Annotated in this window: 18 protein-coding genes, 4 tRNA genes, 3 rRNA genes and 1 riboswitch; of the genes, 17 read left to right on the top strand and 8 right to left on the bottom strand. The window is 57.1% G+C overall.

Annotated features, from left to right (window positions below; genetic code table 11):
- Positions 1-192: 192 nt before the first annotated feature.
- The 4 genes from argC (at position 193) to argH (ending at position 4,681) form a co-directional block, all read left to right on the top strand.
- The gene (gene argC / locus EGY12_RS06730; protein WP_123892952.1) at positions 193-1,197 is read left to right on the top strand and encodes an N-acetyl-gamma-glutamyl-phosphate reductase; all 1,005 of its coding nucleotides are present in this window, start codon (positions 193-195) and stop codon (positions 1,195-1,197) included.
- 20 nt (positions 1,198-1,217) lie between these two features.
- On the top strand, positions 1,218-1,991 hold the full coding sequence (argB, locus tag EGY12_RS06725) for an acetylglutamate kinase (protein WP_123892951.1): 774 nt from the start codon (positions 1,218-1,220) through the stop codon (positions 1,989-1,991).
- A 25-nt stretch (positions 1,992-2,016) separates the two neighbouring features.
- Positions 2,017-3,237: an argininosuccinate synthase gene (locus tag EGY12_RS06720; protein WP_033649897.1), complete on the top strand. Its 1,221-nt coding sequence runs from the start codon at positions 2,017-2,019 to the stop codon at positions 3,235-3,237.
- A 70-nt stretch (positions 3,238-3,307) separates the two neighbouring features.
- Entirely contained in the window at positions 3,308-4,681 is a 1,374-nt protein-coding gene (argH, locus tag EGY12_RS06715) for an argininosuccinate lyase (protein WP_123892950.1), read from the top strand.
- Between the two features lie 36 nt (positions 4,682-4,717).
- On the opposite strand, the gene EGY12_RS06710 is transcribed toward argH, so the two are convergent.
- The 4 genes from EGY12_RS06710 to EGY12_RS06695 all read right to left on the bottom strand — a co-directional run bounded on the left by EGY12_RS06710 (position 4,718) and on the right by EGY12_RS06695 (position 7,706).
- On the bottom strand, positions 4,718-5,044 hold the full coding sequence (locus EGY12_RS06710; RefSeq protein WP_019452249.1) for a type II toxin-antitoxin system HicB family antitoxin: 327 nt from the start codon (positions 5,042-5,044) through the stop codon (positions 4,718-4,720).
- Complete coding sequence (locus EGY12_RS06705) at positions 5,031-5,291, bottom strand: toxin HicA (RefSeq protein WP_123892949.1); 261 nt, start codon at positions 5,289-5,291, stop codon at positions 5,031-5,033. The genes EGY12_RS06710 and EGY12_RS06705 overlap by 14 nt, the downstream gene beginning before the upstream one ends.
- 162 nt (positions 5,292-5,453) lie before the next feature.
- The gene (locus EGY12_RS06700; RefSeq protein ID WP_123892948.1) at positions 5,454-6,902 is read right to left on the bottom strand and encodes a dihydrolipoyl dehydrogenase; all 1,449 of its coding nucleotides are present in this window, start codon (positions 6,900-6,902) and stop codon (positions 5,454-5,456) included.
- Between the two features lie 72 nt (positions 6,903-6,974).
- Positions 6,975-7,706 (bottom strand): glutathione peroxidase, encoded by a 732-nt coding sequence (locus EGY12_RS06695; RefSeq protein WP_004931051.1) that lies wholly within the window; start codon positions 7,704-7,706, stop codon positions 6,975-6,977.
- 151 nt (positions 7,707-7,857) lie between these two features.
- On the opposite strand from EGY12_RS06695, the gene oxyR reads away from it, so the two are divergent.
- The gene (gene oxyR, locus EGY12_RS06690) at positions 7,858-8,775 is read left to right on the top strand and encodes a DNA-binding transcriptional regulator OxyR (RefSeq protein WP_025304651.1); all 918 of its coding nucleotides are present in this window, start codon (positions 7,858-7,860) and stop codon (positions 8,773-8,775) included.
- On the opposite strand, the gene sthA is transcribed toward oxyR, so the two are convergent.
- Positions 8,758-10,155, bottom strand: a complete 1,398-nt coding sequence (gene sthA / locus EGY12_RS06685; protein ID WP_004931047.1) for a Si-specific NAD(P)(+) transhydrogenase — start codon at positions 10,153-10,155, stop codon at positions 8,758-8,760. The genes oxyR and sthA overlap by 18 nt on opposite strands.
- A 217-nt stretch (positions 10,156-10,372) precedes the next feature.
- On the opposite strand from sthA, the gene fabR reads away from it, so the two are divergent.
- Together fabR and EGY12_RS06675 are read left to right on the top strand one after the other, a co-directional pair.
- Positions 10,373-11,005 (top strand): HTH-type transcriptional repressor FabR, encoded by a 633-nt coding sequence (fabR, locus tag EGY12_RS06680; protein WP_004931044.1) that lies wholly within the window; start codon positions 10,373-10,375, stop codon positions 11,003-11,005.
- Positions 11,006-11,020: 15 nt separating this feature from the next.
- On the top strand, positions 11,021-11,392 hold the full coding sequence (locus tag EGY12_RS06675; protein ID WP_004931042.1) for a YijD family membrane protein: 372 nt from the start codon (positions 11,021-11,023) through the stop codon (positions 11,390-11,392).
- 33 nt (positions 11,393-11,425) lie between these two features.
- Here the strand turns inward: EGY12_RS06675 and trmA are convergent, their stop codons facing one another.
- Entirely contained in the window at positions 11,426-12,529 is a 1,104-nt protein-coding gene (trmA, locus tag EGY12_RS06670; protein ID WP_123892947.1) for a tRNA (uridine(54)-C5)-methyltransferase TrmA, read from the bottom strand.
- Between the two features lie 122 nt (positions 12,530-12,651).
- Positions 12,652-12,865, top strand: a riboswitch (cobalamin riboswitch).
- 68 nt (positions 12,866-12,933) lie between these two features.
- Here trmA and btuB point away from each other — a divergent pair.
- From btuB to EGY12_RS06625, 9 genes are all read left to right on the top strand, one after another.
- Positions 12,934-14,805, top strand: a complete 1,872-nt coding sequence (gene btuB / locus EGY12_RS06665) for a TonB-dependent vitamin B12 receptor BtuB (RefSeq protein WP_123892946.1) — start codon at positions 12,934-12,936, stop codon at positions 14,803-14,805.
- Positions 14,750-15,613 (top strand): glutamate racemase, encoded by an 864-nt coding sequence (gene murI, locus EGY12_RS06660; RefSeq protein WP_060424947.1) that lies wholly within the window; start codon positions 14,750-14,752, stop codon positions 15,611-15,613. The genes btuB and murI overlap by 56 nt, the downstream gene beginning before the upstream one ends.
- Positions 15,614-15,985: 372 nt before the next feature.
- A 16S ribosomal RNA gene (locus EGY12_RS06655) occupies positions 15,986-17,526 on the top strand.
- Between the two features lie 74 nt (positions 17,527-17,600).
- Positions 17,601-17,677: transfer RNA gene (locus EGY12_RS06650), tRNA-Ile, on the top strand.
- Positions 17,678-17,715: 38 nt separating this feature from the next.
- Positions 17,716-17,791, top strand: a tRNA-Ala gene (locus EGY12_RS06645).
- 207 nt (positions 17,792-17,998) lie between these two features.
- Positions 17,999-20,896: ribosomal RNA gene (locus EGY12_RS06640) — 23S ribosomal RNA — on the top strand.
- A gap of 106 nt (positions 20,897-21,002) precedes the next feature.
- A 5S ribosomal RNA gene (rrf, locus tag EGY12_RS06635) occupies positions 21,003-21,118 on the top strand.
- Together the 16S, 23S and 5S rRNA genes with 4 tRNA genes alongside form the textbook arrangement of a ribosomal RNA operon.
- 94 nt (positions 21,119-21,212) lie before the next feature.
- Positions 21,213-21,289: transfer RNA gene (locus EGY12_RS06630), tRNA-Asp, on the top strand.
- A gap of 51 nt (positions 21,290-21,340) precedes the next feature.
- Positions 21,341-21,416 (top strand) — tRNA-Trp (locus tag EGY12_RS06625).
- 270 nt (positions 21,417-21,686) lie between these two features.
- Here EGY12_RS06625 and hdfR read toward each other — a convergent pair.
- Entirely contained in the window at positions 21,687-22,514 is an 828-nt protein-coding gene (hdfR, locus tag EGY12_RS06620) for an HTH-type transcriptional regulator HdfR (RefSeq protein WP_049198322.1), read from the bottom strand.
- Between the two features lie 119 nt (positions 22,515-22,633).
- Here hdfR and EGY12_RS06615 point away from each other — a divergent pair, with 119 nt between their 5' ends.
- Complete coding sequence (locus EGY12_RS06615; RefSeq protein ID WP_019455272.1) at positions 22,634-22,972, top strand: DUF413 domain-containing protein; 339 nt, start codon at positions 22,634-22,636, stop codon at positions 22,970-22,972.
- Between the two features lie 28 nt (positions 22,973-23,000).
- On the opposite strand, the gene EGY12_RS06610 is transcribed toward EGY12_RS06615, so the two are convergent.
- The gene (locus tag EGY12_RS06610; protein ID WP_123892945.1) at positions 23,001-24,524 is read right to left on the bottom strand and encodes a YifB family Mg chelatase-like AAA ATPase; all 1,524 of its coding nucleotides are present in this window, start codon (positions 24,522-24,524) and stop codon (positions 23,001-23,003) included.
- Positions 24,525-24,596: the final 72 nt, after the last annotated feature.

The raw sequence follows: 24,596 nt of genomic DNA, 5'->3' as shown, positions 1-24,596 counted from the left end.
AGGATAGTATCAATATTCATGCATTTATTTTGAATAAAAATACAGTAAGCCGAAGCGTAAGGGAACCCGATACCCGGATGTTTATAAAAGCATCAACGCCTGGCTCCGTGGGTGAACGGCGCAACAACGCTGGCTAGCCCTGTTACCTGGGTCGAAAGCGACCGCACGTCAGTCTAGAAGGTGAAAGGCCACATGTTGAATACGCTGATCGTTGGTGCCAGCGGTTACGCCGGAGCGGAGCTCACGGCTTACCTGAATCGCCACCCACACATGAACATAACCGCTTTAGCGGTTTCAGCGCAAAGTGCAGATGCAGGAAAATTACTTTCCGATCTCCATCCCCAGTTGAAAGGCATCGTCGATCTGCCGCTGCAGCCGTTGACCGACGTTACCAAGGCGGCGCAGGACATCGACGTGGTGTTCCTCGCCACCGCCCATGAAGTCAGCCACGATATTGCCCCGGTCTTCCTGGCGGCGGGCTGCGTGGTGTTCGATCTGTCGGGCGCCTTCCGCGTGCAGGACGCCGGTTTTTATACTCAGTACTACGGTTTCGAGCATCAGCATGGCGCCCTGCTGGAACAGGCGGTGTACGGCCTGGCGGAATGGCAGAGCGACAAGATTAAACAGGCGCAGCTGATTGCCGTGCCAGGGTGTTACCCGACGGCGGCGCAACTGGCGCTGAAGCCGTTGATCGAAAAGCAACTGCTGAACCTCGACCAGTGGCCGGTGATCAACGCCACCAGCGGCGTCAGCGGCGCCGGGCGCAAGGCCAGCATGACCACCAGCTTCTGCGAAGTGAGCCTGCAACCGTACGGTATTTTCACTCATCGGCACCAGCCGGAGATCGCCGCGCACCTGGGCGTGCCGGTTATCTTTACGCCGCACCTGGGCAACTTCCCGCGCGGCATCCTTGAAACCATCACCTGCCGCCTGAAGGCAGGCGTGACCGCGCAGGACGTCGCGGCCGCCTATCATGCCGCCTATGACGACAAGCCGCTGGTGCGGTTGTACGACCAGGGCGTGCCAGCGCTGAAAGCGGTGGTGGGGCTGCCGTTCTGTGACATCGGTTTTGCGGTGCAGGGCGAGCATCTGATCGCCGTAGCGGTGGAAGACAACCTGCTGAAAGGCGCGGCGGCGCAGGCGGTGCAATGCCTGAATATCCGTTTCGGCTTCCCGGAAACCCAGTCACTCCTTTAAACCAGCGTGAGTAAACAGCAATGAACCCGTTAATTATCAAGTTAGGTGGCGTGTTATTAGACAGTGAAGAAGCGCTGGAGCGTCTGTTTACCGCGCTGGACAGCTACCGGCAGCAGCATCAGCGGCCGCTGGTGATCGTGCACGGCGGCGGCTGTGTGGTGGACGAACTGATGAAGCAGCTCTCTTTACCGGTGGTGAAAAAGAACGGCCTGCGGGTCACGCCGGCCGATCAGATAGACATCATCACCGGCGCGCTGGCCGGCACCGCCAACAAAACCCTGCTGGCGTGGGCGATTAAACACCAAATCAACGCCGTCGGCCTGAGCCTGGCGGACGGCGGCAGCGCGGTCGTGACCCCGCTCGATCCGGCATTGGGCCACGTCGGCAACGCGCAGCCCGGTTCGCCGGCGCTGCTTAATACCCTGCTGGGCGCCGGCTACCTGCCGGTTGTCAGCTCCATCGGCATCACTGCCGAAGGGCAGTTAATGAACGTGAACGCCGATCAGGCGGCGACGGCCTTGGCGGCGACGCTGGGGGCGGATCTGATCCTGCTGTCGGACGTCAGCGGCATCCTCGACGGCAAGGGGCAACGTATTGCGGAAATGACGGCGCAAAAAGCGGAACAACTGATCGCGCAAGGCATCATCACCGATGGTATGGTGGTGAAGGTGAATGCGGCGCTCGACGCGGCGCGCACCCTCGGCCGCCCGGTGGATATCGCCAGCTGGCGCCATGCCGATCAGCTTCCTGCTTTGTTTAACGGCGTGTCGATTGGCACCCGGATCCTCGCTTAATTTTAGAATTAGAAAGGAATAGATCATGCAAAACCAAGGCATCAAAAAAATCGTTCTGGCGTACTCCGGCGGCCTGGATACCTCGGCCATCATTCCATGGCTGAAAGAGAACTATGGCGGCTGTGAAGTGGTGGCGTTCGTGGCGGACATCGGTCAGGAGCGCAGCGATCTGGAAGGCGTGGAGCAAAAAGCCCTGCAGTCCGGTGCCTCTGAATGTCACGTGGTCGATCTGCGTGAAGAATTTATCCGCGATTACGTTTATCCGGTGCTGCAGACCGGCGCCCTGTATGAAGGCAGCTACCTGCTGGGCACCTCGATGGCGCGGCCGATCATCGCCAAGGCGCAGGTCGAGCTGGCGTTGAAAGTGGGCGCCGACGCGCTGTGCCACGGTGCGACTGGCAAGGGCAACGATCAGGTGCGTTTCGAAACCACCTACACCGCGCTGGCACCGCAGCTGAAAGTGGTGGCGCCGTGGCGTGAGTGGAACCTGCGTTCCCGTGAGGCGCTGCTGGATTACCTGAAAGAGCGCAATATTCCGACGACCGCGTCGCTGGAGAAGATCTACAGCCGCGATGAAAATGCCTGGCACATCTCCACCGAAGGCGGCGTGCTGGAAAGCCCGTGGAACGCGCCGAACAAAGATTGCTGGGTGTGGACCGTCGATCCGCAGGAAGCGCCGGATCAGCCTGAGCAGGTGACCGTTACCGTTGAGAAAGGCCGCGTCGTGGCGGTTAACGGTAAAGCGCTGTCGCCGTACCAGTGCCTGGAAACCCTGAACGCGCTGGGCGCCAAGCATGGCGTCGGCCGTATCGACATCGTGGAAAACCGTCTGGTGGGCATCAAATCCCGCGGCTGCTATGAAACCCCGGGGGGCACCATCATGGTGGCGGCGCTGCGCGCCGTCGAGCAGCTGGTGTTGGATCGTGACAGCTTCAAATGGCGCGAGCAGCTGGGCCTGGAGATGTCCTATGTGGTGTACGACGGCCGCTGGTTTGCGCCGCTGCGCCGCTCGCTGCAGGCTTCTGCCGAAGCGCTGGCTGAAGAGGTGAACGGCGAAGTCGTGCTGCAGCTGTACAAAGGCCAGGTGACGGCGATCCAGAAGAAATCCGCCAACAGCCTGTACTCCGAAGAGTTCGCCACCTTCGGCGAAGACGAGGTTTATGATCACAGCCACGCGGGCGGCTTTATCCGTCTGTTCTCTCTGTCTTCACGCATCCGCGCGTTGAACGAGAAAAAGAATAAATAATCGATTGGCGTGACTCTGCAAGGGCGCAGCATGCTGCGCCCTTTCGCATAAAGAATTCAGGAGAATAGGTATGGCACTTTGGGGCGGACGGTTCACTCAGGCGGCGGATCAGCGGTTCAAGCAACTCAACGATTCACTGCGGTTCGATTATCGCCTGGCGGAGCAGGACATCGTGGGATCGGTGGCCTGGTCGAAGGCGCTGGTGACCGTCAACGTGTTGACCGCGGCGGAGCAACAGCGGCTGGAGCAGGCGCTGAATGCACTATTGACGGAAGTCCAGGCCGATCCTTTGGCGATCGTCCAAAGCGATGCTGAAGATATCCACAGCTGGGTGGAGCAAAAGCTGATCGAGAAGGTCGGTGATTTGGGCAAGAAGCTGCACACCGGCCGCAGCCGCAACGATCAGGTCGCGACCGATTTGAAGCTGTGGTGCAAACAGCAAATCGGCGATCTGCATCAGGCGATCGTCCAGCTGCAGCAGGCGCTGGTGGAGACCGCCGAAGCCAACCAGGATGCGGTGATGCCGGGGTATACCCACCTGCAACGCGCGCAGCCGGTGACTTTTGCGCACTGGTGCCTGGCCTATGTCGAGATGCTGGCGCGCGATGAGAGCCGTTTGCAGGATACCCTGAAACGGCTGGACGTCAGCCCATTGGGCAGCGGCGCGCTGGCCGGCACCGCTTATCCTATCGATCGCGAGCAGCTGGCCGGTTGGCTGGGCTTCGCCTCGGCGACCCGCAACAGCCTGGACAGCGTATCCGATCGCGACCATGTGCTGGAACTGCTGTCCAACGCCGCCATCAGCATGGTGCACCTGTCGCGCTTCGCCGAAGATCTGATCTTCTTCAACAGCGGTGAAGCGGCGTTTGTCGAGCTGTCTGACCGCGTGACCTCCGGCTCTTCGCTGATGCCGCAGAAGAAAAACCCGGACGCGCTGGAGCTGATCCGCGGCAAATGCGGCCGCGTACAAGGCGCGCTGACCGGCATGATGATGACGCTGAAAGGCCTGCCGCTGGCGTACAACAAAGACATGCAGGAAGACAAAGAAGGGCTGTTCGACGCGCTCGACACCTGGATGGACTGCCTGCAGATGGCGGCGCTGGTGCTGGACGGCATCCAGGTGAAACGCCCGCGCTGCCAGGAAGCGGCGGAACAGGGCTATGCCAACGCCACTGAACTGGCGGATTACCTGGTCGCCAAGGGCGTGCCGTTCCGCGAAGCGCACCACATCGTCGGCGAGGCGGTGGTAGAAGCGATTCGCCAGGGTAAACCGCTGGAAGCGCTGCCGCTGGCGGACTTGCAGCAGTTTAGCGCGACGATCGGTGACGACGTTTACCCGATCCTGGCGTTGCAATCCTGCCTGGACAAGCGTGCGGCCAAAGGCGGCGTCGCACCGCAGCAGGTGGCCGCGGCAATCGCCGCAGCGAAACAGCGTTTGGCCTGACGACGACAAGGGCGGCCCGGCGCCGCCCTTGAACCTTTACCCCGCCAGGCGTGCGCACAGATAACGGTTCAGGCTCACGCCTTCCTCCATCGCGCCGATCGCCAGCCTGCGGTGTTGTTCCGGCGTCATGCGCAACACCAGTTTTCCGCTGAAGTTTTTTTCCGCCAGCGCCTGCGGCGGCGTTTCGCCTTGCGCCAGCATATCGGCGATCGTTTCGCTCACGACTTTTTCGATACCCTCCAGTGCGCCGGTACGCGTGGCCGCCAGCCAGGACAACGAGGGGAATTCGGCGCACAGCCCGACATATTCACGATCTTCCGCTGACCAGGTGATGCGATAGGTATAATGTTCATGCTTTTCCATGTTCTTCCTCCATTCTGGCCAGTGCGGCGATGACCTGCTTAAACTGATATGCCTTGGCTGCGCCGTTGTTGCCGCGTTGGATATTGATGCGCGGATCGCCTGACCAGGGCATGCGATAAACATGATGGCTGCTACCGTTTATGCGCGGCGGCCCAAACCATCGCACGCAGATTTTCGCTAACTCGGCGAATTTGATGCTGTTCTGCCGCTGTTGCAAATCAGCGATGTCATCCCTGATCTCGTTCATGCCGCCCCCTATTTTAGTATCATTATTGGTATCATTTCAATGTTGAAGTATAAAAAATGAGCGCAGAAGGGCCGTGAGGCAAGAGGAGGGAGGAAAATGTGGAAAGTGCTGCGCAAAAAACCGGGCCTGAAGGCCCGGTGGGGATGAACGGAGAATGAGAGGTTATTCGCCCGGGCAGCGCTGGCAGCGCTCGATTTCGGCCGTGCCGAGTTTGAGCTTCGCCTGCAGATCGCGCAGCGCGGTGCGCAAACCTTCTTCGATCACCGGATGATAGAACGGCATGTCCAGCATCTGATCGACGGTCATCTGCTGCTGGTGTGCCCAGGCCAGCAGGTGTGCGATGTGCTCGGCGTCTGGGCCGATCATTTCCGCGCCGAGGAAACGGCCTGTGCCTTGCTCGCCGTAGACGTGCAGAATGCCTTTGTTGCGCAGCATCACCCGCGAGCGGCCCTGATTCTCAAACGAGACGTTGCCCACTTCAAAGCAGCCGCAGGCGCTGAACTTCTCGCTCAGCTCGCGGAAGGTTGAGCCGACCATGGCGATCTGCGGATCGGAGAACACCACCGAAATCGCGCTGCGGCGCAGGCCCGGATTGATCTCCGGGAAGCTGCCGGCGTTGGCACCGGCGATGCGCGCCTGATCGCTGGCCTCATGCAGCAGCGGCAGCTGGTTGCTGGCGTCGCCGGCGATGAAAATATGCGGCACGCTGGTTTGCATCGTCAGCCGGTCGGCCAGCGGTACGCCTCGGGCGTCAAGCTGCAGCCCGGTGTTTTCGAGGCCCAGCCGATCGACGTTGGGGCGGCGGCCGGTGGCGGCCAGTACGTAGTCCACCAGGATCTCCTGCGGTTGGCCCTGCAGATCCCGATAGCGGATAAACACCTTGTCGCCTTCGCGCTGCATCATCTCTACCTTCACGTCGGCGTCGAGATAGAACTCTTCCCCCAGCGCTTTGGCGGCGTAGTCGCGCACGGCGCTGTCGGTGAGCGGCCCAACCGCGCCGCCGATGCCGAAGACCTTGGTGTCGACGCCGAGGCGGTGCAGCGCTTGCCCCAGCTCGAGCCCGATGACGCCGGGGCCGAATACCGCTACGGACTGCGGCAAATCATCCCAGTTGAACAGGTCGTCGTTGACGATCAGACGGTCGCCCAACTCGTTCCATGGCGCCGGCCAGCTGGGGCGCGAACCGGTGGCGATCACGATGCGCTGTGCCACGATGCGCGTATGCTCATCGACCTGCAGCGTGTTGTCGTCGATAAACCGGGCATAGCCCTGAATTTTGTCGCCGGCCGGGATCTCGTCCACGCCTTCCAGCACGAAGCCGACGAAGCGATCGCGTTCGCGCTTGACGCGCGCCATCACTTCGCGCCCGTCGATGCGGGTATTACCGGTTGGGTGCACGCCAAAGCCCGGCGCGCGTTCGATTTGATGCACCGCTTCGGCAGCGGCGATCAGCAACTTGGATGGCATGCAGCCAACGCGCGCACAGGTGGTGCCGTAAGGCCCGCCTTCGATCATCACCACGCTGGGGGTAGAAAGTTTGGCCGCGCGATAGGCGCCGAGCCCTGCAGTGCCGCCGCCGATGACCGCGACATCAACGTTCAACAGTTTCATATCCGCTCCTGAAAGGTAAAAAAAGGGCGGGCCGTAGCCCGCCAAAGTTCACGTTGGCTTTGTTATTACTTATTAAGCTGACAGGAAAGTTTCCAGATCGTCGCTGCCACCGATATGACGGCCGCCGATGAATACTTGCGGCACCGTGGCGCGGCCGCTGACGGCGCGCAGGCTGACGGTGGTGGCGTCTTTGCCCAGCACGATCTCTTCATACTGAATGCCGCGCTCTTGCAGCATCTGCTTGGCTTTGGCGCAGAATGGGCAGCCCGGCTTGGTGAACAAGGAGACCGATTCCTGCACTTTGAATTCCGGCGCCAGGTATTTCAGCATGGTGTCGGCGTCTGACACCTCAAACGGGTCGCCCGGCTTGTTTGGTTCGACGAACATTTTCTCGACCACGCCGTCGCGCACCAGCATCGAGTAGCGCCATGAACGCGGGCCAAAGCCCAAATCCGCTTTCTCGACCAGCATGTTCATGCCTTTGGTGAATTCACCGTTGCCGTCCGGCACGAAGGTGATGTTTTCCGCATGCTGATCGGCTTTCCAGGCGTTCATCACGAAGGTGTCGTTCACCGAGACGCACAGAATGCTGTCGACGCCGTGCTGTTTGAATACGCTGGACAGCTCGTTGTAGCGCGGCAGATGGCTCGAAGAGCAGGTCGGCGTGAACGCGCCCGGCAGTGAGAACACGATAACCGTCTTGTTTTTGAACAGGTCATCAGTGGTCACATCAATCCATTGGTCGCCCTGACGGGTGTGGAAAGTAACCTGAGGAACTTTCTTGCCTTCTTGACTGGTAAACATTGATTAACCCCTTAATTAGGAAAAGTAATTTTTAGCATTTAGCGCGATATCGCTTCGTTGGGACACATTATTGTCGCTGGGGCTTGATAGATCTAATCGCTCATTGCTATCTTATCTATCGCCATGAGCTATCATGGAATGGAGGGAAACAATGAATATTCGTGATTTAGAGTATCTGGTCGCCTTGGCCGAGCACCGGCACTTCCGCCGTGCGGCCGATTCATGCCATGTGAGCCAGCCCACGCTCAGCGGACAGATCCGCAAGCTGGAAGACGAGTTGGGCGTCATGCTGCTCGAGCGCACCAGCCGCAAGGTGCTGTTCACCCAGGCGGGTCTGTTGCTGGTGGAGCAGGCGCGTACCGTGCTGCGCGAAGTGAAAGTGTTGAAGGAAATGGCCAGCCAACAGGGCGAAGCCATGTCCGGGCCGCTGCACATCGGCCTGATCCCGACCGTGGGGCCTTATCTGCTGCCGCAGATCATCCCGACGCTGCACAAAACTTTCCCAAAACTGGAAATGTACCTGCACGAAGCGCAAACCCACCAACTGCTGGCGCAACTCGACAGCGGCAAACTGGACTGCGCCATTCTGGCGCTGGTGAAGGAAACCGAGGCGTTTATCGAAGTGCCTCTGTTCGATGAACCGATGAAGCTGGCGGTGTATTCCGATCACCCGTGGGCGCAGCGCGAGCGCGTGGCGATGCCGGATTTGGCCGGAGAGAAACTGCTGATGCTGGAGGATGGCCACTGCCTGCGCGATCAGGCGATGGGCTTCTGTTTCCAGGCAGGCGCGGACGAGGATACCCACTTCCGCGCCACCAGTCTGGAAACGCTGCGCAATATGGTCGCGGCCGGCAGCGGCATTACCCTGTTGCCGTCACTGGCGGTACCGCCACAGCGCGAACGCGACGGCGTCTGCTATTTGGATTGCTACAAGCCGGAACCGAAGCGCACCATCGCGTTGGTGTATCGCCCCGGTTCCCCATTGCGCAGCCGTTATGAGCAACTGGCCGAGGCGATCCGCGAACACATGCAGGGCTATATCGACAACGCGTTAAAACAGGCGGTTTAAGCCGTTAAGCGCCGCCACCCGGTAAGCTTCGGCCATGGTCGGATAGTTGAAGGTCGTATTAACGAAATACTCGATAGTATTGCCTTCACCTTTCTGTTCCATGATCGCCTGACCGATGTGGATGATCTCCGCCGCACGCTCGCCGAAGCAGTGGATCCCAAGGATCTGCAGGGTGTCGCGATGGAACAGGATCTTCAGGCTGCCGACGTTCATCCCGGCGATCTGCGCGCGTGCCAGATGTTTGAACTGGGCGCGGCCCACTTCATACGGCACCTTCATCGCCGTCAGTTCCTGCTCGGTTTTGCCGACGGAGCTGATTTCCGGAATGGTGTAGATGCCGGTCGGGATATCTTCGATTAAGTGACCGCTGGCTTCGCCCGAAGCGATCGCCTGCGCGGCGATGCGGCCCTGATCGTAGGCGGCGGAAGCCAGGCTCGGATAGCCGATCACGTCACCAACCGCATAGATGTGCGACAGCGCGGTCTGGTACATGCTGTTTACCTTCAGCAGCCCGCGGCTGTCCGATTCCAGGCCGACGTTTTCCAACCCCAGCGAATCGGTGTTGCCGGTACGGCCGTTGGCGTACAGCAGGCAGTCCGCTTTCACCTTCTTGCCGGACTTCAGGTGCACGATCACGCCGTCTTCGGTGCCTTCGATCTTCTCGAACTCTTCGTTATGGCGGATCACCACGCCATTGTTCCAGAAGTGGTAAGAAAGCGAGTCCGACATCTCCTGATCGAGGAATGCCAGCAGACGATCGCGGGTGTTGATCAGATCCACCTTGACGTTCAGACCGCGGAAGATAGACGCATACTCACAACCGATCACCCCGGCGCCGTAAATGATCACGTGGCGTGGCTCATGACTCAGCTCGAGAATGGAATCGCTGTCGTAGATGCGCGGGTGATTGAAGTCGACGCTGGCCGGATGGTAAGGACGCGAGCCGCAGGCGATCACGATGTGGTCGGCGCGGATGGTGTCCTGGGTGCCGTCCATATAGCTGACGCTGACAGTGTTGGCATCGATGAAGCGCGCGTCGCCGGCGAACAGTTTGCACTGGTTCCGCTCATAGAACCCTTGGCGCATGCGGGTCTGCTGGCTGATGACGTTATCGGCGTGGCGTAAAATGTCAGGGAAGGTCGCGCTGAGCGTGCGCGAGTTGTTGTAAAGCGGGTTCTGGTTGAATTCGATAATGCGGCTGACGGCGTGGCGGAGGGCTTTGGAAGGGATGGTGCCCCAGTGGGTACATCCGCCGCCTACGTTGTTGTACCGTTCGATAACGGCCACGCGGGCGCCCTGTTTCACCAGCCCCATGGCGGCACCTTCACCACCAGGGCCCGAGCCAATCACAATGGCATCAAATTGATAGTGCTGTTGCATGTAGGAGAGACCTGTTTTTTATACAAGATTACAACGGTATCTTAACATCATAGCGCTGCTCACCCAATCACCATTAGGCTTTTTGAGTCAAAGCACAATCGGCTCAGGGTGGAAGTGTGATAGAGCGCGTTAGTATAAATGCTGTTGCAATAAAATTTGCTATATTGCCGAGTCTAGGGCGTTAGACTGAGAGAATGGAACCTATCCGGATATGCATATGGGCGTCAGAGCACAACAAAAAGAACGGACTCGTCGTTCCCTGATCGAAGCCGCATTCAGCCAGCTGAGCGCCGAACGCAGCTTCGCCAGCCTGAGCCTGCGAGAAGTTTCACGCGAGGCGGGCATCGCGCCCACGTCGTTTTACCGCCATTTCCGCGATGTGGATGAGCTGGGGCTGACCATGGTGGACGAAAGTGGCCTGATGCTGCGTCAGTTGATGCGCCAGGCGCGCCAACGCATCGCCAAGGGCGGCAGCGTGATCCGCACCTCGGTGTCCACCTTTATGGAATTTATCGGCAACAACCCGAACGCCTTCCGCCTGCTGCTGCGCGAGCGCTCCGGCACGTCGGCGGCATTCCGTGCGGCGGTGGCGCGCGAGATCCAGCATTTCATCGCCGAACTGGCGGACTACCTGGAATTGGAAAACCACATGCCGCGCAGCTTTACCGAAGCGCAGGCGGAAGCGATGGTCACTATCGTGTTCAGCGCCGGCGCGGAAGCGTTGGATATTGACGTCGAGCAGCGGCAGCAGCTGGAAGAACGGTTGGTGCTGCAGCTGCGGATGATCTCCAAAGGGGCGTATTACTGGTATCGTCGCGAACAAGAAAAGGCTTCTGTGTCCCACGTATAAAAAAGGTAAAAAATGATGGAAAAACCAGGCCGTGAAAATGGCACCTTACTGCTGGCGTTGATTGCCGGCCTTTCGATCAACGGTTCCTTTGCCGCGCTGTTCAGCTCGGTGGTGCCGTTTTCGATCTTCCCGCTGATCGCGTTGGTGCTGGCGGTGTACTGCCTGCATCAGCGCTACCTGAACCGCGCTATGCCCGACGGTATGCCGAAGCTGGCGGCGGCCTGCTTCCTGCTGGGGCTGCTGATGTACAGCGCCATCGTGCGTGCAGAATACCCGCAGATCGGTTCCAACTTCCTGCCGTCGGTAATCTGCGTGGCGTTGGTGCTGTGGATCGGGGTCAAGCTGAAGGCGCGCAAGGCGCTGGATGCGCCGACTCAAGAGCCGTAATGAAATGGGGCGCCTGATGGCGCCCCTGTCGTATCAGCGGCGCTTTTCCAGCAACACGCCGCATTCCATGTGATGGGTATACGGGAACTGATCGAACAGCGCCAGGCGGCTGACCTGGTGCGTGGCCTGCAGCGTTTCCAGGTTGGCGCACAGCGTTTCCGGGTTGCATGAGATATACAGAATGCGCGGGTAGGCCTGCACCATCTTCACCGTTTCATCGTCCAACCCGCTGCGCGGCGGATCGACGAAAATCGTCTCGCAGTTGTAACTGCTCAGATCGATACCTTTCAACCGGTTGAATTCGCGCACCCCGTTCATCGCCTGGGTAAAATCTTCCGCCGCCATGCGGATGATCTGTACATTGTCGATATGGTTGGCGGCAATGTTGTACTGCGCCGCCGCCACCGACGGCTTGGCGATCTCGGTCGCCAGCACGCGCTCGAAATTGCGCGCCAGCGCCAGCGAGAAGTTGCCGTTGCCGCAATACAGCTCCAGCAAATCGCCTTTGGAACCGGCGGTCACCGCCAGCGCCCATTCCAGCATCTGCACGTTCATGGCCGCGTTGGGCTGCGTGAAGCTGTTTTCCACCTGGCGGTAGATCATGTCGCGGCCGGCGACCGGCAGCACTTCGTCAACATAATCCTGGTCGAGCATGATTTTGGTCTTCGACGCTCGGCCGATCAGCTGCAGGTCGAAACCTTGCGCGCGCAGATCGTCGCGCAGCTGCTCGGCGCGCCGTTGCCAAACGTCATCCAGCTTGCGGTGGTACAGCAGCGAGGCGATGATTTTACCGCTTTGCGTCGACAGATAATCGATCTGGAACAGCTTGTGACGCAGGATCGGTTCCGGTTTCAGCGCGGCGATCAGGGCGCTCATCAGGCGGTTGATTAGTTTGCTGGCAGCCGGGAATTGATCGACGCGAATACGCTGCTTGGTCTGCTGATCGAACATGATGTGGTACATGTCGTCCGCGTCGTGCCAGATGCGGAATTCAGCGCGCATGCGGTAGTGGTCGACTGGCGAGCGGAACACTTCCGGCTCGGGCGCCGCGAACGGTGACATCAACGTCTTCAGGCGGGCGACTTTCTCCGCCAGTTGGTCATCGTAACGTTCAATAGGCAAATTCTCGGGCGTCATGTGTTTCTTCTCGTCAGGCAAATTTGATCAGCGGGGATTGTAGGGAATCAGCCCGTGAAGTCCAGTTTTGTCGTGTTTATTATTTGTAACATTAATAGCAGTCTAGACATCTATTTGCATTGATCGTAGCATTGCCGTCCGGCCTCAAGCAGCGAGTGAAAAGGGAATCCGGTGTGAATCCGGAGCTGACGCGCAGCGGTAAGGGGAAGTCACGGCGATAGCGTTTCAACGCAGACACTGTCCATTGCAGGATGGGAAGTCATCGCCCGTTGCTGGTCGCACCCCGCGGCCCGCAAATCCCAAGCCCGAAGACCTGCCGGTGTTACGTCGCAATGTCCGTGGCCGTCGCGAACTACCGGCCATGATCCTGCGGCATCCGCCAATTAAGTTTGGATGCTTTTCTCATGACAATTACAAAAAATACGCTGCTGGCGGTGGTCTCCTCCGTCACGGCTTTTTCTGGATGGGCGCAAGACAACACGACAGCCACGAATGGCGATAACCTGGTGGTGACCGCCAACCGCTTCCCGCAGCCGGTTTCTTCCGTGCTGGCGCCGACTTCCATCGTCACCCGCAACGATATCGATCGTTGGCAGGCCAAAAGCCTGACCGACGTGATGCGCCGTTTGCCGGGTGTGGACATCGGCCAAAACGGCGGACTGGGGCAAAAGAGCTCACTGTTTATTCGCGGCACCAACTCCAGCCATGTCTTGGTATTGATCGACGGCATTCGCCTTAACCAGGCGGGCGTCAGCGGCTCTTCCGATCTCAGCCAAATCCCGATCTCACTGGTGCAGAAAGTCGAATACATTCGTGGCCCACGCTCGGCGGTGTACGGTTCCGACGCCATCGGCGGTGTGGTCAACATCATCACCACGCGTGAAAAGAACGGCACTACGCTCTCCGCAGGCGTCGGCTCCAACGGCTATCAATCCTATGACGCTTCGACCCAGCAACAGCTGGGCGACAGCACCGTGGCGACGGTGGCAGGGAATTACACTTATACCAAAGGGTATGATGTGGTGGCCTATGGCAGCACCGGCATGCAAAGCCAGCAGGACCGCGATGGCTTTATGAGTAAGTCTCTGTATGGCGCGCTTGAGCACCAGTTCAGCGAATCGGTCAGCGGCTTTGTACGCGGATATGGCTATGACAACCGCACGGCGTACGATGGTTACTATTCCTCTCCGACCAGCCCTCTGTTAGATACTCGCAAACTGTACAACCAAACCTGGGATACCGGATTGCGTTATAAAGAAGGGATTTACGCAACACAATTGATCGGCAGCTACAGTCATAGCAAGGATTACGATTACGATCCTCGTCGCGGTATGTATGACAGCTCGGCCAGTTTGGTGGATTCCGAACAGTACAACCTGCAGTGGGGTAATACGCTGCAGGTTGGAGAGGGTACCGTAAGCTCTGGTGTTGACTGGCAGCAACAGAAAATCAAGCCGGACTCCACCACCGTGAAGGGTGAAAAAAGCCAACGTGATGCAGGCATCTACCTGACTGCGCAGCAACTGGTTGGCCCGGTAACGTTGGAAGGCGCGGTTCGAGGTGACGATCATTCCGAGTTTGGCTGGCACGGCACTTGGCAAACCAGCGCAGCCTGGGAATTCGTCGAGGGATACCGTTTTATCGCTTCGTATGGCACGGCGTTCAAAGCACCGAATATGAGCCAGCTATACGGCAATTTCGGCAACAATACCGATCTGAAACCGGAAGAAAGCAAGCAGTGGGAAGGCGGCTTTGAAGGACTGACCGGCCCGGTGACCTGGCGCGTTTCCGGTTATCGCAACGACATCGACAATTTGATCGATTCCACGGGGGAAACCAACTACGTCTATTACAACGTGGGTAAGGCGACCATCAAAGGGATTGAAGCCACTGCCTCGTTTGATACCGGCCCGCTGACGCACCAGATTGGTTATGACTATGTCGATCCTCGCAACGCCAAGACCAATGAAGTGCTGCTGCGGCGCGCGAAACAACAGGTGAAGTATGAGCTGGATTGGCAGTTGTATGACTTTGACTGGGCGGTGACTTATCAATACCTGGGTCAACGTTATGACAAGGACTACGGTACCTATCCGGAGCAAAGCGTGAAACTTGGCGGCGTGAGCCTGTGGGATCTCGCAGTTTCGTATCCGGTCACATCTCATCTGACAGTTCGTGGTAGAATTGCCAACCTGTTTGATAAAGATTATGAGACGGCCTATGGCTACGCTACTCCAGGAAGAGAATACTACCTCACTGGAAGCTATACCTTCTAACAGCACCGCCACACCTCGCCCGACGGTGCTGGTTTTCGATTCCGGCGTCGGCGGGCTGTCGGTATATCAAGAGATTCGGCAATTGCTGCCGGATCTCCACTATATATACGCTTTCGACAACGTGGCGTTCCCCTACGGCGAGAAGTCCGAAGAGTTTATCGTTGAGCGCGTGGTGGAGATTGTCGGCGCAGTGCAGCAGCGGCATCCTCTGGCGATTGTCGTCATTGCCTGTAACACTGCCAGCACCGTTTCCTTGCCGGCCCTGCGCGAGCGTTTCAGTTTCCCGGTCGTGGGCGTGGTGCCCGCCATCAAACCTGCCGCCCGTCTTACCGTCAACGGCATTGTCGGCCTGTTGGCGACCCGCGGCACCGTACAGCGCAGCTACACCCACGAACTGATTTCCCGTTTCGCTACCGACTGCAAGATTGAACTGCTGGGCTCTTCAGAGCTGGTGGAGCTGGCGGAGGCCAAGCTGCACGGCGAAGCCGTGCCGCTGCCGGTGCTGAAGAAGATCCTGCATCCGTGGCTGAGCATGCGCGAGCCGCCGGATACCGTCGTGCTGGGCTGCACCCATTTCCCTCTATTAGCTGAAGAGCTGATGCAGGTGTTGCCGGAAGGCACCCGGCTGGTGGATTCCGGTGCGGCGATTGCCCGTCGTACCGCCTGGCTCATCTCGACGCAGGAAAATCTGGTCTCGAGCCAGGAAGAGAATCTGGCGTATTGCATGGCGTTAAATGAAGATACTGACGCTTTATTGCCCGTTTTGCAGGGCTACGGCTTTAAATCGTTGAAAAAACTGCCGCTTTAACGGTGTTTTGGTTAAACATTCAACGGTTGAAAAAAATATTGAAAATAGGGGTTGCGGCCTGCCGAGAACTCCCTATAATGCGCCTCCACTGACCGGGAACAACGACTGAAAAGCCGCCGGGTCAGCGAGAGGAAAGCGAAATAAACGCTTGACTCTCAGGGCGAAAAGCGTAATATACGCAGCCCGCGCCGATGAGTTTCTCGGCACTGCTCTTTAACAATTTATCAGACAATCTGTGTGGGCACTCCACAAGACGATATCCAGCATCTTCGGATGCAAAAAATATCAAGTCTTGAAGAGTGACTAACTGAAGTAAAATTCATGCAGTAAATCTTTGAGCATCGCTTCTCGAGTGGAAGCAAATCAAGCTTTTAATTGAAGAGTTTGATCATGGCTCAGATTGAACGCTGGCGGCAGGCTTAACACATGCAAGTCGAGCGGTAGCACAGGGGAGCTTGCTCCCTGGGTGACGAGCGGCGGACGGGTGAGTAATGTCTGGGAAACTGCCTGATGGAGGGGGATAACTACTGGAAACGGTAGCTAATACCGCATAACGTCGCAAGACCAAAGAGGGGGACCTTCGGGCCTCTTGCCATCAGATGTGCCCAGATGGGATTAGCTAGTAGGTGGGGTAATGGCTCACCTAGGCGACGATCCCTAGCTGGTCTGAGAGGATGACCAGCCACACTGGAACTGAGACACGGTCCAGACTCCTACGGGAGGCAGCAGTGGGGAATATTGCACAATGGGCGCAAGCCTGATGCAGCCATGCCGCGTGTGTGAAGAAGGCCTTCGGGTTGTAAAGCACTTTCAGCGAGGAGGAAGGTGGTGAACTTAATACGTTCATCAATTGACGTTACTCGCAGAAGAAGCACCGGCTAACTCCGTGCCAGCAGCCGCGGTAATACGGAGGGTGCAAGCGTTAATCGGAATTACTGGGCGTAAAGCGCACGCAGGCGGTTTGTTAAGTCAGATGTGAAATCCCCGGGCTCAACCTGGGAACTGCATTTGAAACTGGCAAGCTAGAGTCTCGTAGAGGGGGTAGAATTCCAGGTGTAGCGGTGAAATGCGTAGAGATCTGGAGGAATACCGGTGGCGAAGGCGGCCCCCTGGACGAAGACTGACGCTCAGGTGCGAAAGCGTGGGGAGCAAACAGGATTAGATACCCTGGTAGTCCACGCTGTAAACGATGTCGATTTGGAGGTTGTGCCCTTGAGGCGTGGCTTCCGGAGCTAACGCGTTAAATCGACCGCCTGGGGAGTACGGCCGCAAGGTTAAAACTCAAATGAATTGACGGGGGCCCGCACAAGCGGTGGAGCATGTGGTTTAATTCGATGCAACGCGAAGAACCTTACCTACTCTTGACATCCAGAGAACTTTCCAGAGATGGATTGGTGCCTTCGGGAACTCTGAGACAGGTGCTGCATGGCTGTCGTCAGCTCGTGTTGTGAAATGTTGGGTTAAGTCCCGCAACGAGCGCAACCCTTATCCTTTGTTGCCAGCGGTTCGGCCGGGAACTCAAAGGAGACTGCCAGTGATAAACTGGAGGAAGGTGGGGATGACGTCAAGTCATCATGGCCCTTACGAGTAGGGCTACACACGTGCTACAATGGCATATACAAAGAGAAGCGACCTCGCGAGAGCAAGCGGACCTCATAAAGTATGTCGTAGTCCGGATTGGAGTCTGCAACTCGACTCCATGAAGTCGGAATCGCTAGTAATCGTAGATCAGAATGCTACGGTGAATACGTTCCCGGGCCTTGTACACACCGCCCGTCACACCATGGGAGTGGGTTGCAAAAGAAGTAGGTAGCTTAACCTTCGGGAGGGCGCTTACCACTTTGTGATTCATGACTGGGGTGAAGTCGTAACAAGGTAACCGTAGGGGAACCTGCGGTTGGATCACCTCCTTACCTAAAGATATTAGTTCGAGTGGCGTGCTCACACAGATTGTCTGATAGAAAGTAACGAGCAGAAATACCTTTATAGGCTTGTAGCTCAGGTGGTTAGAGCGCACCCCTGATAAGGGTGAGGTCGGTGGTTCAAGTCCACTCAGGCCTACCACTTCTCGGAAGTGGAAAAGGTACTGCGCGTGACTGTATGGGGCTATAGCTCAGCTGGGAGAGCGCCTGCCTTGCACGCAGGAGGTCAGCGGTTCGATCCCGCTTAGCTCCACCATATAGTCCGGTATTTCAATACTTCAGAGTATATTGGCGACAGTATGCTGCGAAGTATTTTGCTCTTTAACAATCTGGAACAAGCTGAAAATTGAAACATGACGGCTGAAATTTATCCCTCCGTAGATGTACTGGGATGAAGAGTAACCTGTCATAGAGTCTCTCAAATGTTTGCAGCGCGAACGATGGAAACATCTTCGGGTTGTGAGGTTAAGTGACTAAGCGTACACGGTGGATGCCTAGGCAGTCAGAGGCGATGAAGGGCGTGCTAATCTGCGAAAAGCGTCGGTAAGGTGATATGAACCGTTATAACCGGCGATACCCGAATGGGGAAACCCAGTGTGTTTCGACACACTATCATGTCATGAATACATAGTGGCATGAGGCGAACCGGGGGAACTGAAACATCTAAGTACCCGAGGAAAGAAATCAACCGAGATTCCCCAGTAGCGGCGAGCGAACGGGGAGGAGCCCAGAACCTGAATCGGCTTGTGTGTTAGTGGAAGCGTCTGGAAAGTCGCGCAGTAAAGGGTGATAGCCCCGTACACTAAAATGCACAGGTCGTGAGTTCGATGAGTAGGGCGGGACACGTGACATCCTGTCTGAATATGGGGGACCATCCTCCAAGGCTAAATACTCCTGACTGACCGATAGTGAACCAGTACCGTGAGGGAAAGGCGAAAAGAACCCCGGCGAGGGAGTGAAATAGAACCTGAAACCGTGTACGTACAAGCAGTGGGAGCACCTTCGTGGTGTGACTGCGTACCTTTTGTATAATGGGTCAGCGACTTATATTTGTAGCAAGGTTAACCGTATAGGGGAGCCGTAGGGAAACCGAGTCTTAACTGGGCGATTAGTTGCAAGGTATAGACCCGAAACCCGGTGATCTAGCCATGGGCAGGTTGAAGGTTGGGTAACACTAACTGGAGGACCGAACCGACTAATGTTGAAAAATTAGCGGATGACTTGTGGCTGGGGGTGAAAGGCCAATCAAACCGGGAGATAGCTGGTTCTCCCCGAAAGCTATTTAGGTAGCGCCTCGTGAACTCATCTTCGGGGTAGAGCACTGTTTCGGCTAGGGGGCCATCCCGGCTTACCAACCGATGCAAACTCCGAATACCGAAGAATGTTATCACGGGAGACACACGGCGGGTGCTAACGTCCGTCGTGAAGAGGGAAACAACCCAGACCGCCAGCTAAGGTCCCAAAGTCATGGTTAAGTGGGAAACGATGTGGGAAGGCATAGACAGCCAGGATGTTGGCTTAGAAGCAGCCATCATTTAAAGAAAGCGTAATAGCTCACTGGTCGAGTCGGCCTGCGCGGAAGATGTAACGGGGCTAAACCATGCACCGAAGCTGCGGCAGCGACGCTTAGGCGTTGTTGGGTAGGGGAGCGTTCTGTAAGCCGTTGAAGGTGGCCTGTGAGGGTTGCTGGAGGTATCAGAAGTGCGAATGCTGACATAAGTAACGATAAAGCGGGTGAAAAGCCCGCTCGCCGGAAGACCAAGGGTTCCTGTCCAACGTTAATCGGGGCAGGGTGAGTCGACCCCTAAGGCGAGGCTGAAAAGCGTAGTCGATGGGAAACAGGTTAATATTCCTGTACTTGGTGTTACTGCGAAGGGGGACGGAGAAGGCTAGGCTGGCCGGGCGACGGTTGTCCCGGTTTAAGCGTGTAGGGGGTGTGACCTGGTAAATCCGGTTGCATACCAACCCTGAGGCGTGATGACGATGCACTACGGTGCAGAAGTAGTTGATGCCCTGCTTCCAGGAAATCCTCTAAGCTCCAGGTAACATTAAATCGTACCCCAAACCGACACAGGTGGTCAGGTAGAGAATACCAAGGCGCTTGAGAGAACTCGGGTGAAGGAACTAGGCAAAATGGTGCCGTAACTTCGGGAGAAGGCACGCTGGCATGTAGGTGAAGTCCCTCGCGGATGGAGCTGAAGCCAGTCGAAGATACCAGCTGGCTGCAACTGTTTAATAAAAACACAGCACTGTGCAAACACGAAAGTGGACGTATACGGTGTGACGCCTGCCCGGTGCTGGAAGGTTAATTGATGGGGTCAGCCGCAAGGCGAAGCTCTTGATCGAAGCCCCAGTAAACGGCGGCCGTAACTATAACGGTCCTAAGGTAGCGAAATTCCTTGTCGGGTAAGTTCCGACCTGCACGAATGGCGTAATGATGGCCAGGCTGTCTCCACCCGAGACTCAGTGAAATTGAACTCGCTGTGAAGATGCAGTGTACCCGCGGCAAGACGGAAAGACCCCGTGAACCTTTACTATAGCTTGACACTGAACATTGAGCCTTGATGTGTAGGATAGGTGGGAGGCTTTGAAGCGTGGACGCCAGTCTGCGTGGAGCCATCCTTGAAATACCACCCTTTAATGTTTGATGTTCTAACTCGGCCCCGTGATCCGGGGTGAGGACAGTGTCTGGTGGGTAGTTTGACTGGGGCGGTCTCCTCCCAAAGAGTAACGGAGGAGCACGAAGGTTAGCTAATCACGGTCGGACATCGTGAGGTTAGTGCAAAGGCATAAGCTAGCTTGACTGCGAGAGTGACGGCTCGAGCAGGTACGAAAGTAGGTCTTAGTGATCCGGTGGTTCTGAATGGAAGGGCCATCGCTCAACGGATAAAAGGTACTCCGGGGATAACAGGCTGATACCGCCCAAGAGTTCATATCGACGGCGGTGTTTGGCACCTCGATGTCGGCTCATCACATCCTGGGGCTGAAGTAGGTCCCAAGGGTATGGCTGTTCGCCATTTAAAGTGGTACGCGAGCTGGGTTTAGAACGTCGTGAGACAGTTCGGTCCCTATCTGCCGTGGGCGTTGGAAGATTGAGAGGGGTTGCTCCTAGTACGAGAGGACCGGAGTGAACGCACCACTGGTGTTCGGGTTGTCATGCCAATGGCATTGCCCGGTAGCTAAGTGCGGAAAAGATAAGCGCTGAAAGCATCTAAGCGCGAAACTTGCCTCAAGATGAGTCTTCCCTGGGCCTTCAAGGCCCCTGAAGGAACGTTTAAGACTAAGACGTTGATAGGCTGGGTGTGTAAGTGCAGCGATGCATTGAGCTAACCAGTACTAATGATCCGTGAGGCTTAACCTTACAACACCGAAGGTGTTTTGGTGAGACCAGGACAATATTCAGCTTGTTTACAGATTGGTTCTGATGGCTTCAGGAGAGTGGAGCGGTTGGAATGAAACAGAATTTGCCTGGCGGCAATAGCGCGGTGGTCCCACCTGACCCCATGCCGAACTCAGAAGTGAAACGCCGTAGCGCCGATGGTAGTGTGGGGTCTCCCCATGCGAGAGTAGGACACTGCCAGGCATCAAATAAACGTTATCAGTGTGACGACTGGTAATGCGCAAATCGCAGAGCGCGATTTTGCCGGCATCGAGAGATGCAACGTAAAAGAATCGGTGGAGCGGTAGTTCAGTTGGTTAGAATACCTGCCTGTCACGCAGGGGGTCGCGGGTTCGAGCCCCGTCCGTTCCGCCACTTATTTAATTATGCCTGCTTTATTAGCAGGCATAATGTTAAGCGAGATTTAGGGGCGTAGCTCAGTTGGTAGAGCACCGGTCTCCAAAACCGGGTGTCGCGAGTTCGAGTCTCTCCGCCCCTGCCATATTAAGAACCCTTTGCGAAAGCAAAGGGTTTTTTTTTGCCTATAATCTCCTTCCTTAGTGCTTTACAACTTTTGGAAAAGGATGCATTGGACGCTATATGCCGATGTTTGCCTAATCCTGGTTGCTTCATCTTCTTCCGATCTTTACCCCCGTGGACCTCCTGATTCCCTTGCTGTTTTTCGTTATCTTCTCTCAGAAGGCGATAGGCGCATTTTAGCGTGATAGACAGCCATGACCACGATGGCGGCGCTTAAGGCCGCCATAACGCTTTAGGCTGCGGTATTTAAAGGTATTTTAAGTAATTGTCGAATCAAAGGCTGTTGATCGCTGTTTTGCAGCCAGACGGCATACAGTGGGCGGATAATCGCTGGGATCTCGGCGGCGGCAACCAACTGCGGGTACTCTTGTTCCCACTGGCTGGGCAGGAAAGCACATCCGCCTGTGGTTTCCAGCAGCTGACGCGTCAGGTGAGCGGAGGTGGTGGTGAGTACCGGCACGTTATCACCTTCCAACATGCGGCTTTCCTGTTGGTGGAAGTCGGCTCCCCATTCCAGCTTGATGTAGGGCATTGGGGCTTGTTTATCACGATGTGCGGATGAGAACAGGCGTAATGAGAAATTGCTCAGCTGCTGGCTGGCCAATTCATCCATCTTCGGCGGTTCAGTGGTGATCAGTAAATCGAGTTGCCTTTCATGCAGTTGTTTTACCAAAGAGTGCCTTAATGCCACCCTGGCTTCGAGCTGTAGCGCCTCGCGTTGTTGATAGAGCGCCTGCAACCAGGGGGTCAGATAGGCCTCCCACAGCGAAGCGGTAGCGCCGATCGATAACTCGGTGTGTTGCAGCGAACGCACGACCTCTTTCTTCGCCAGCTGCCAGGTATTCATCAGGCTTTCGGCATAGGGCAGAAGCCGCTCGCCGGCAGGCGTCAGGCGGATATTATTGCGATGACGGGTAAATAAATTTGCGCCCAGCTGGTTTTCTAACTGACGGATGCGGAAACTGACCGCAGACTGCGTTAAGTACAAAGATTCTGCGGCTCGGCCAAAGTGACGCGTTCTACTGACCTCCAAAAAGGTTTTCAGTAATTCGGTATCCACACCTATCTCCAAAAAAATTTGTCGTTAAGATTTAAATGTTTTGTTTTACACGCTGTCAAGCCTATCTAATACTCCGCGCCATAAACAGCACGGCCATAAGAGAATTAGGAGCGTGTCAGATGGCGGATAGCTTCACCACGACCAATCGTTTTTTTGATAATAAACATTACCCTCGCGGGTTCTCCCGTCACGGCGATTTCACCATTAAAGAGGCGCAATTGCTAGAGCGCTTCGGCTACGCGTTTAACGAGCTGGACTCGGGCAAACGCCAGCCGGCCACTGAAGAAGAACAGCTGTTCGTCGCAGTGTGCCGCGGTGAGCGCGAAGCGGCTACCGAGCAGGAAAAAGTATGGGCTAAATATCTGGCGCGCACACGCCGTCCGAAGAAATTCCATACTCTGTCCGGCGGTAAACCGCAGGCTGACGCAGTAGAAGATTACAGCGACAGCGATGACTAAAGACGATGGGGCCTGCGGGCCCCATTTTCTATTCCAGACTACGATGCAGCTGTAACAACAGACGATCCATACAGCGATAGCCCAGCGCTTCACTGAGGTGGCACCTATCGAGCTCAGCATCCCCTGCCAAGTCCGCCAGCGTGCGTGCTACTTTCAAGATGCGCTGCCAGGCGCGGACCGACAACCCCAGCGCGTTTAATGTCGTCTCCAAAAACTCGGCGTCAGCCGCCTGCAGAACGCAATCCCTCTCCACCTCACGGTTGCTCAGCAGCGCGTTGACTTTCCCGGCGCGTTCGAGCTGTCGGGTGCGCGCCAGCTGAACCCTTTCCCGCACTTGATCACTGCTTTCTCCATGCGTTTTCCGCTGACTGAGCGTACCTGGCGGTAACAGCGGCACTTCGATAGACAGATCGAAGCGATCGAGAAAAGGCCCTGACAGCCGGGCCAGATAGCGCAACACCTGCTGCGGTGAGGCGCGATTGTGTAACCCCTGATAATGCCCTGTCGGGCTGGGGTTCATTGCCGCGATCAACTGCACTCTGGCGGGGAAACAGACCTTGGCGTTGGCGCGTGAAATCACGATCTCGCCGGACTCCAGCGGCTCACGCAGAGCATCCAGCACCTTACGCTCGAATTCCGGTAGCTCATCCAAAAACAGTACGCCGTTATGCGCCATAGAGATCTCGCCCGGACGCGGGAGTGAGCCGCCGCCGACCAACGCCGCCATCGATGCGCTGTGATGCGGTGCGCGAAACGGCCTCTGGCGCCATAGTAGCGCGGTGGGGATATGATGCTGCAAGCTGGCGACCGCCAGGCTTTCCAGCGCCTCATGTTCCGTCAGCGGCGGCAGCAAGCCCGTCAGGCGGCTGGCCAGCATGGTTTTACCGGTGCCCGGCGGCCCAATCAGCAGCAGGTTATGCCCGCCGGCGGCGGCGATCTCCAGGGCCCGCTTGGCCTGCTCCTGACCAATGATGTCGAGCAGGTCGGCATTTTCGCGGGCGGTGTCCGCAGCGGGAGGCATGGCTGCCACCGGCAATTCGCCCTGGCCGAGCAGAAAGGCGCAGACTTCCAACAGGTGCCGGGCGGTATGGGATTGTGACTGTGCGATCAAGCCGACCTCGGCGGTATTGTCCGTCGAGAGGATCAGTTGTCGCCCTGCATCAGCCGCCGCCAGCGCCGCCGGGATCGCGCCCCTGACCGCACGCAGCGAGCCGGACAGTGCGAGCTCGCCAAGAAACTCGTAACGTGCCAACGGTGCGAGAGGCAATTGTTCGGAGGCGGCGAGGATCGCCAGCGCTATGGGCAGATCGTAACGCCCGCCTTCTTTCGGCAGATCGGCCGGCGCCAAATTGACGGTGATGCGCCGGGCGGGAAAGGTGAAGCCGTTGTTGATCAGGGCGCTGCGCACTCGGTCGCGCGCCTCTTTCACCGTGGTTTCCGGCAGACCGACCAGCGTCAGGCCGGGCAAGCCATTGCTGATATGCACCTCCACCGTTACTGAAGGGGCCTGAACGCCGATGATGGCGCGGCTATAGATTACCGCCAATGACATATCGCTCTCCTTGCTGAGGGCAACATGATGCGCGATTCATTCTGGCTCCGCGCGGCGTTATTAGCGATTTTT

The organism is Serratia sp. FDAARGOS_506 (genome assembly GCF_003812745.1).
In the GTDB taxonomy this organism is placed as follows: Bacteria; Pseudomonadota; Gammaproteobacteria; order Enterobacterales; family Enterobacteriaceae; genus Serratia.
This window is presented reverse-complemented; position numbering and strand designations above follow the sequence as displayed.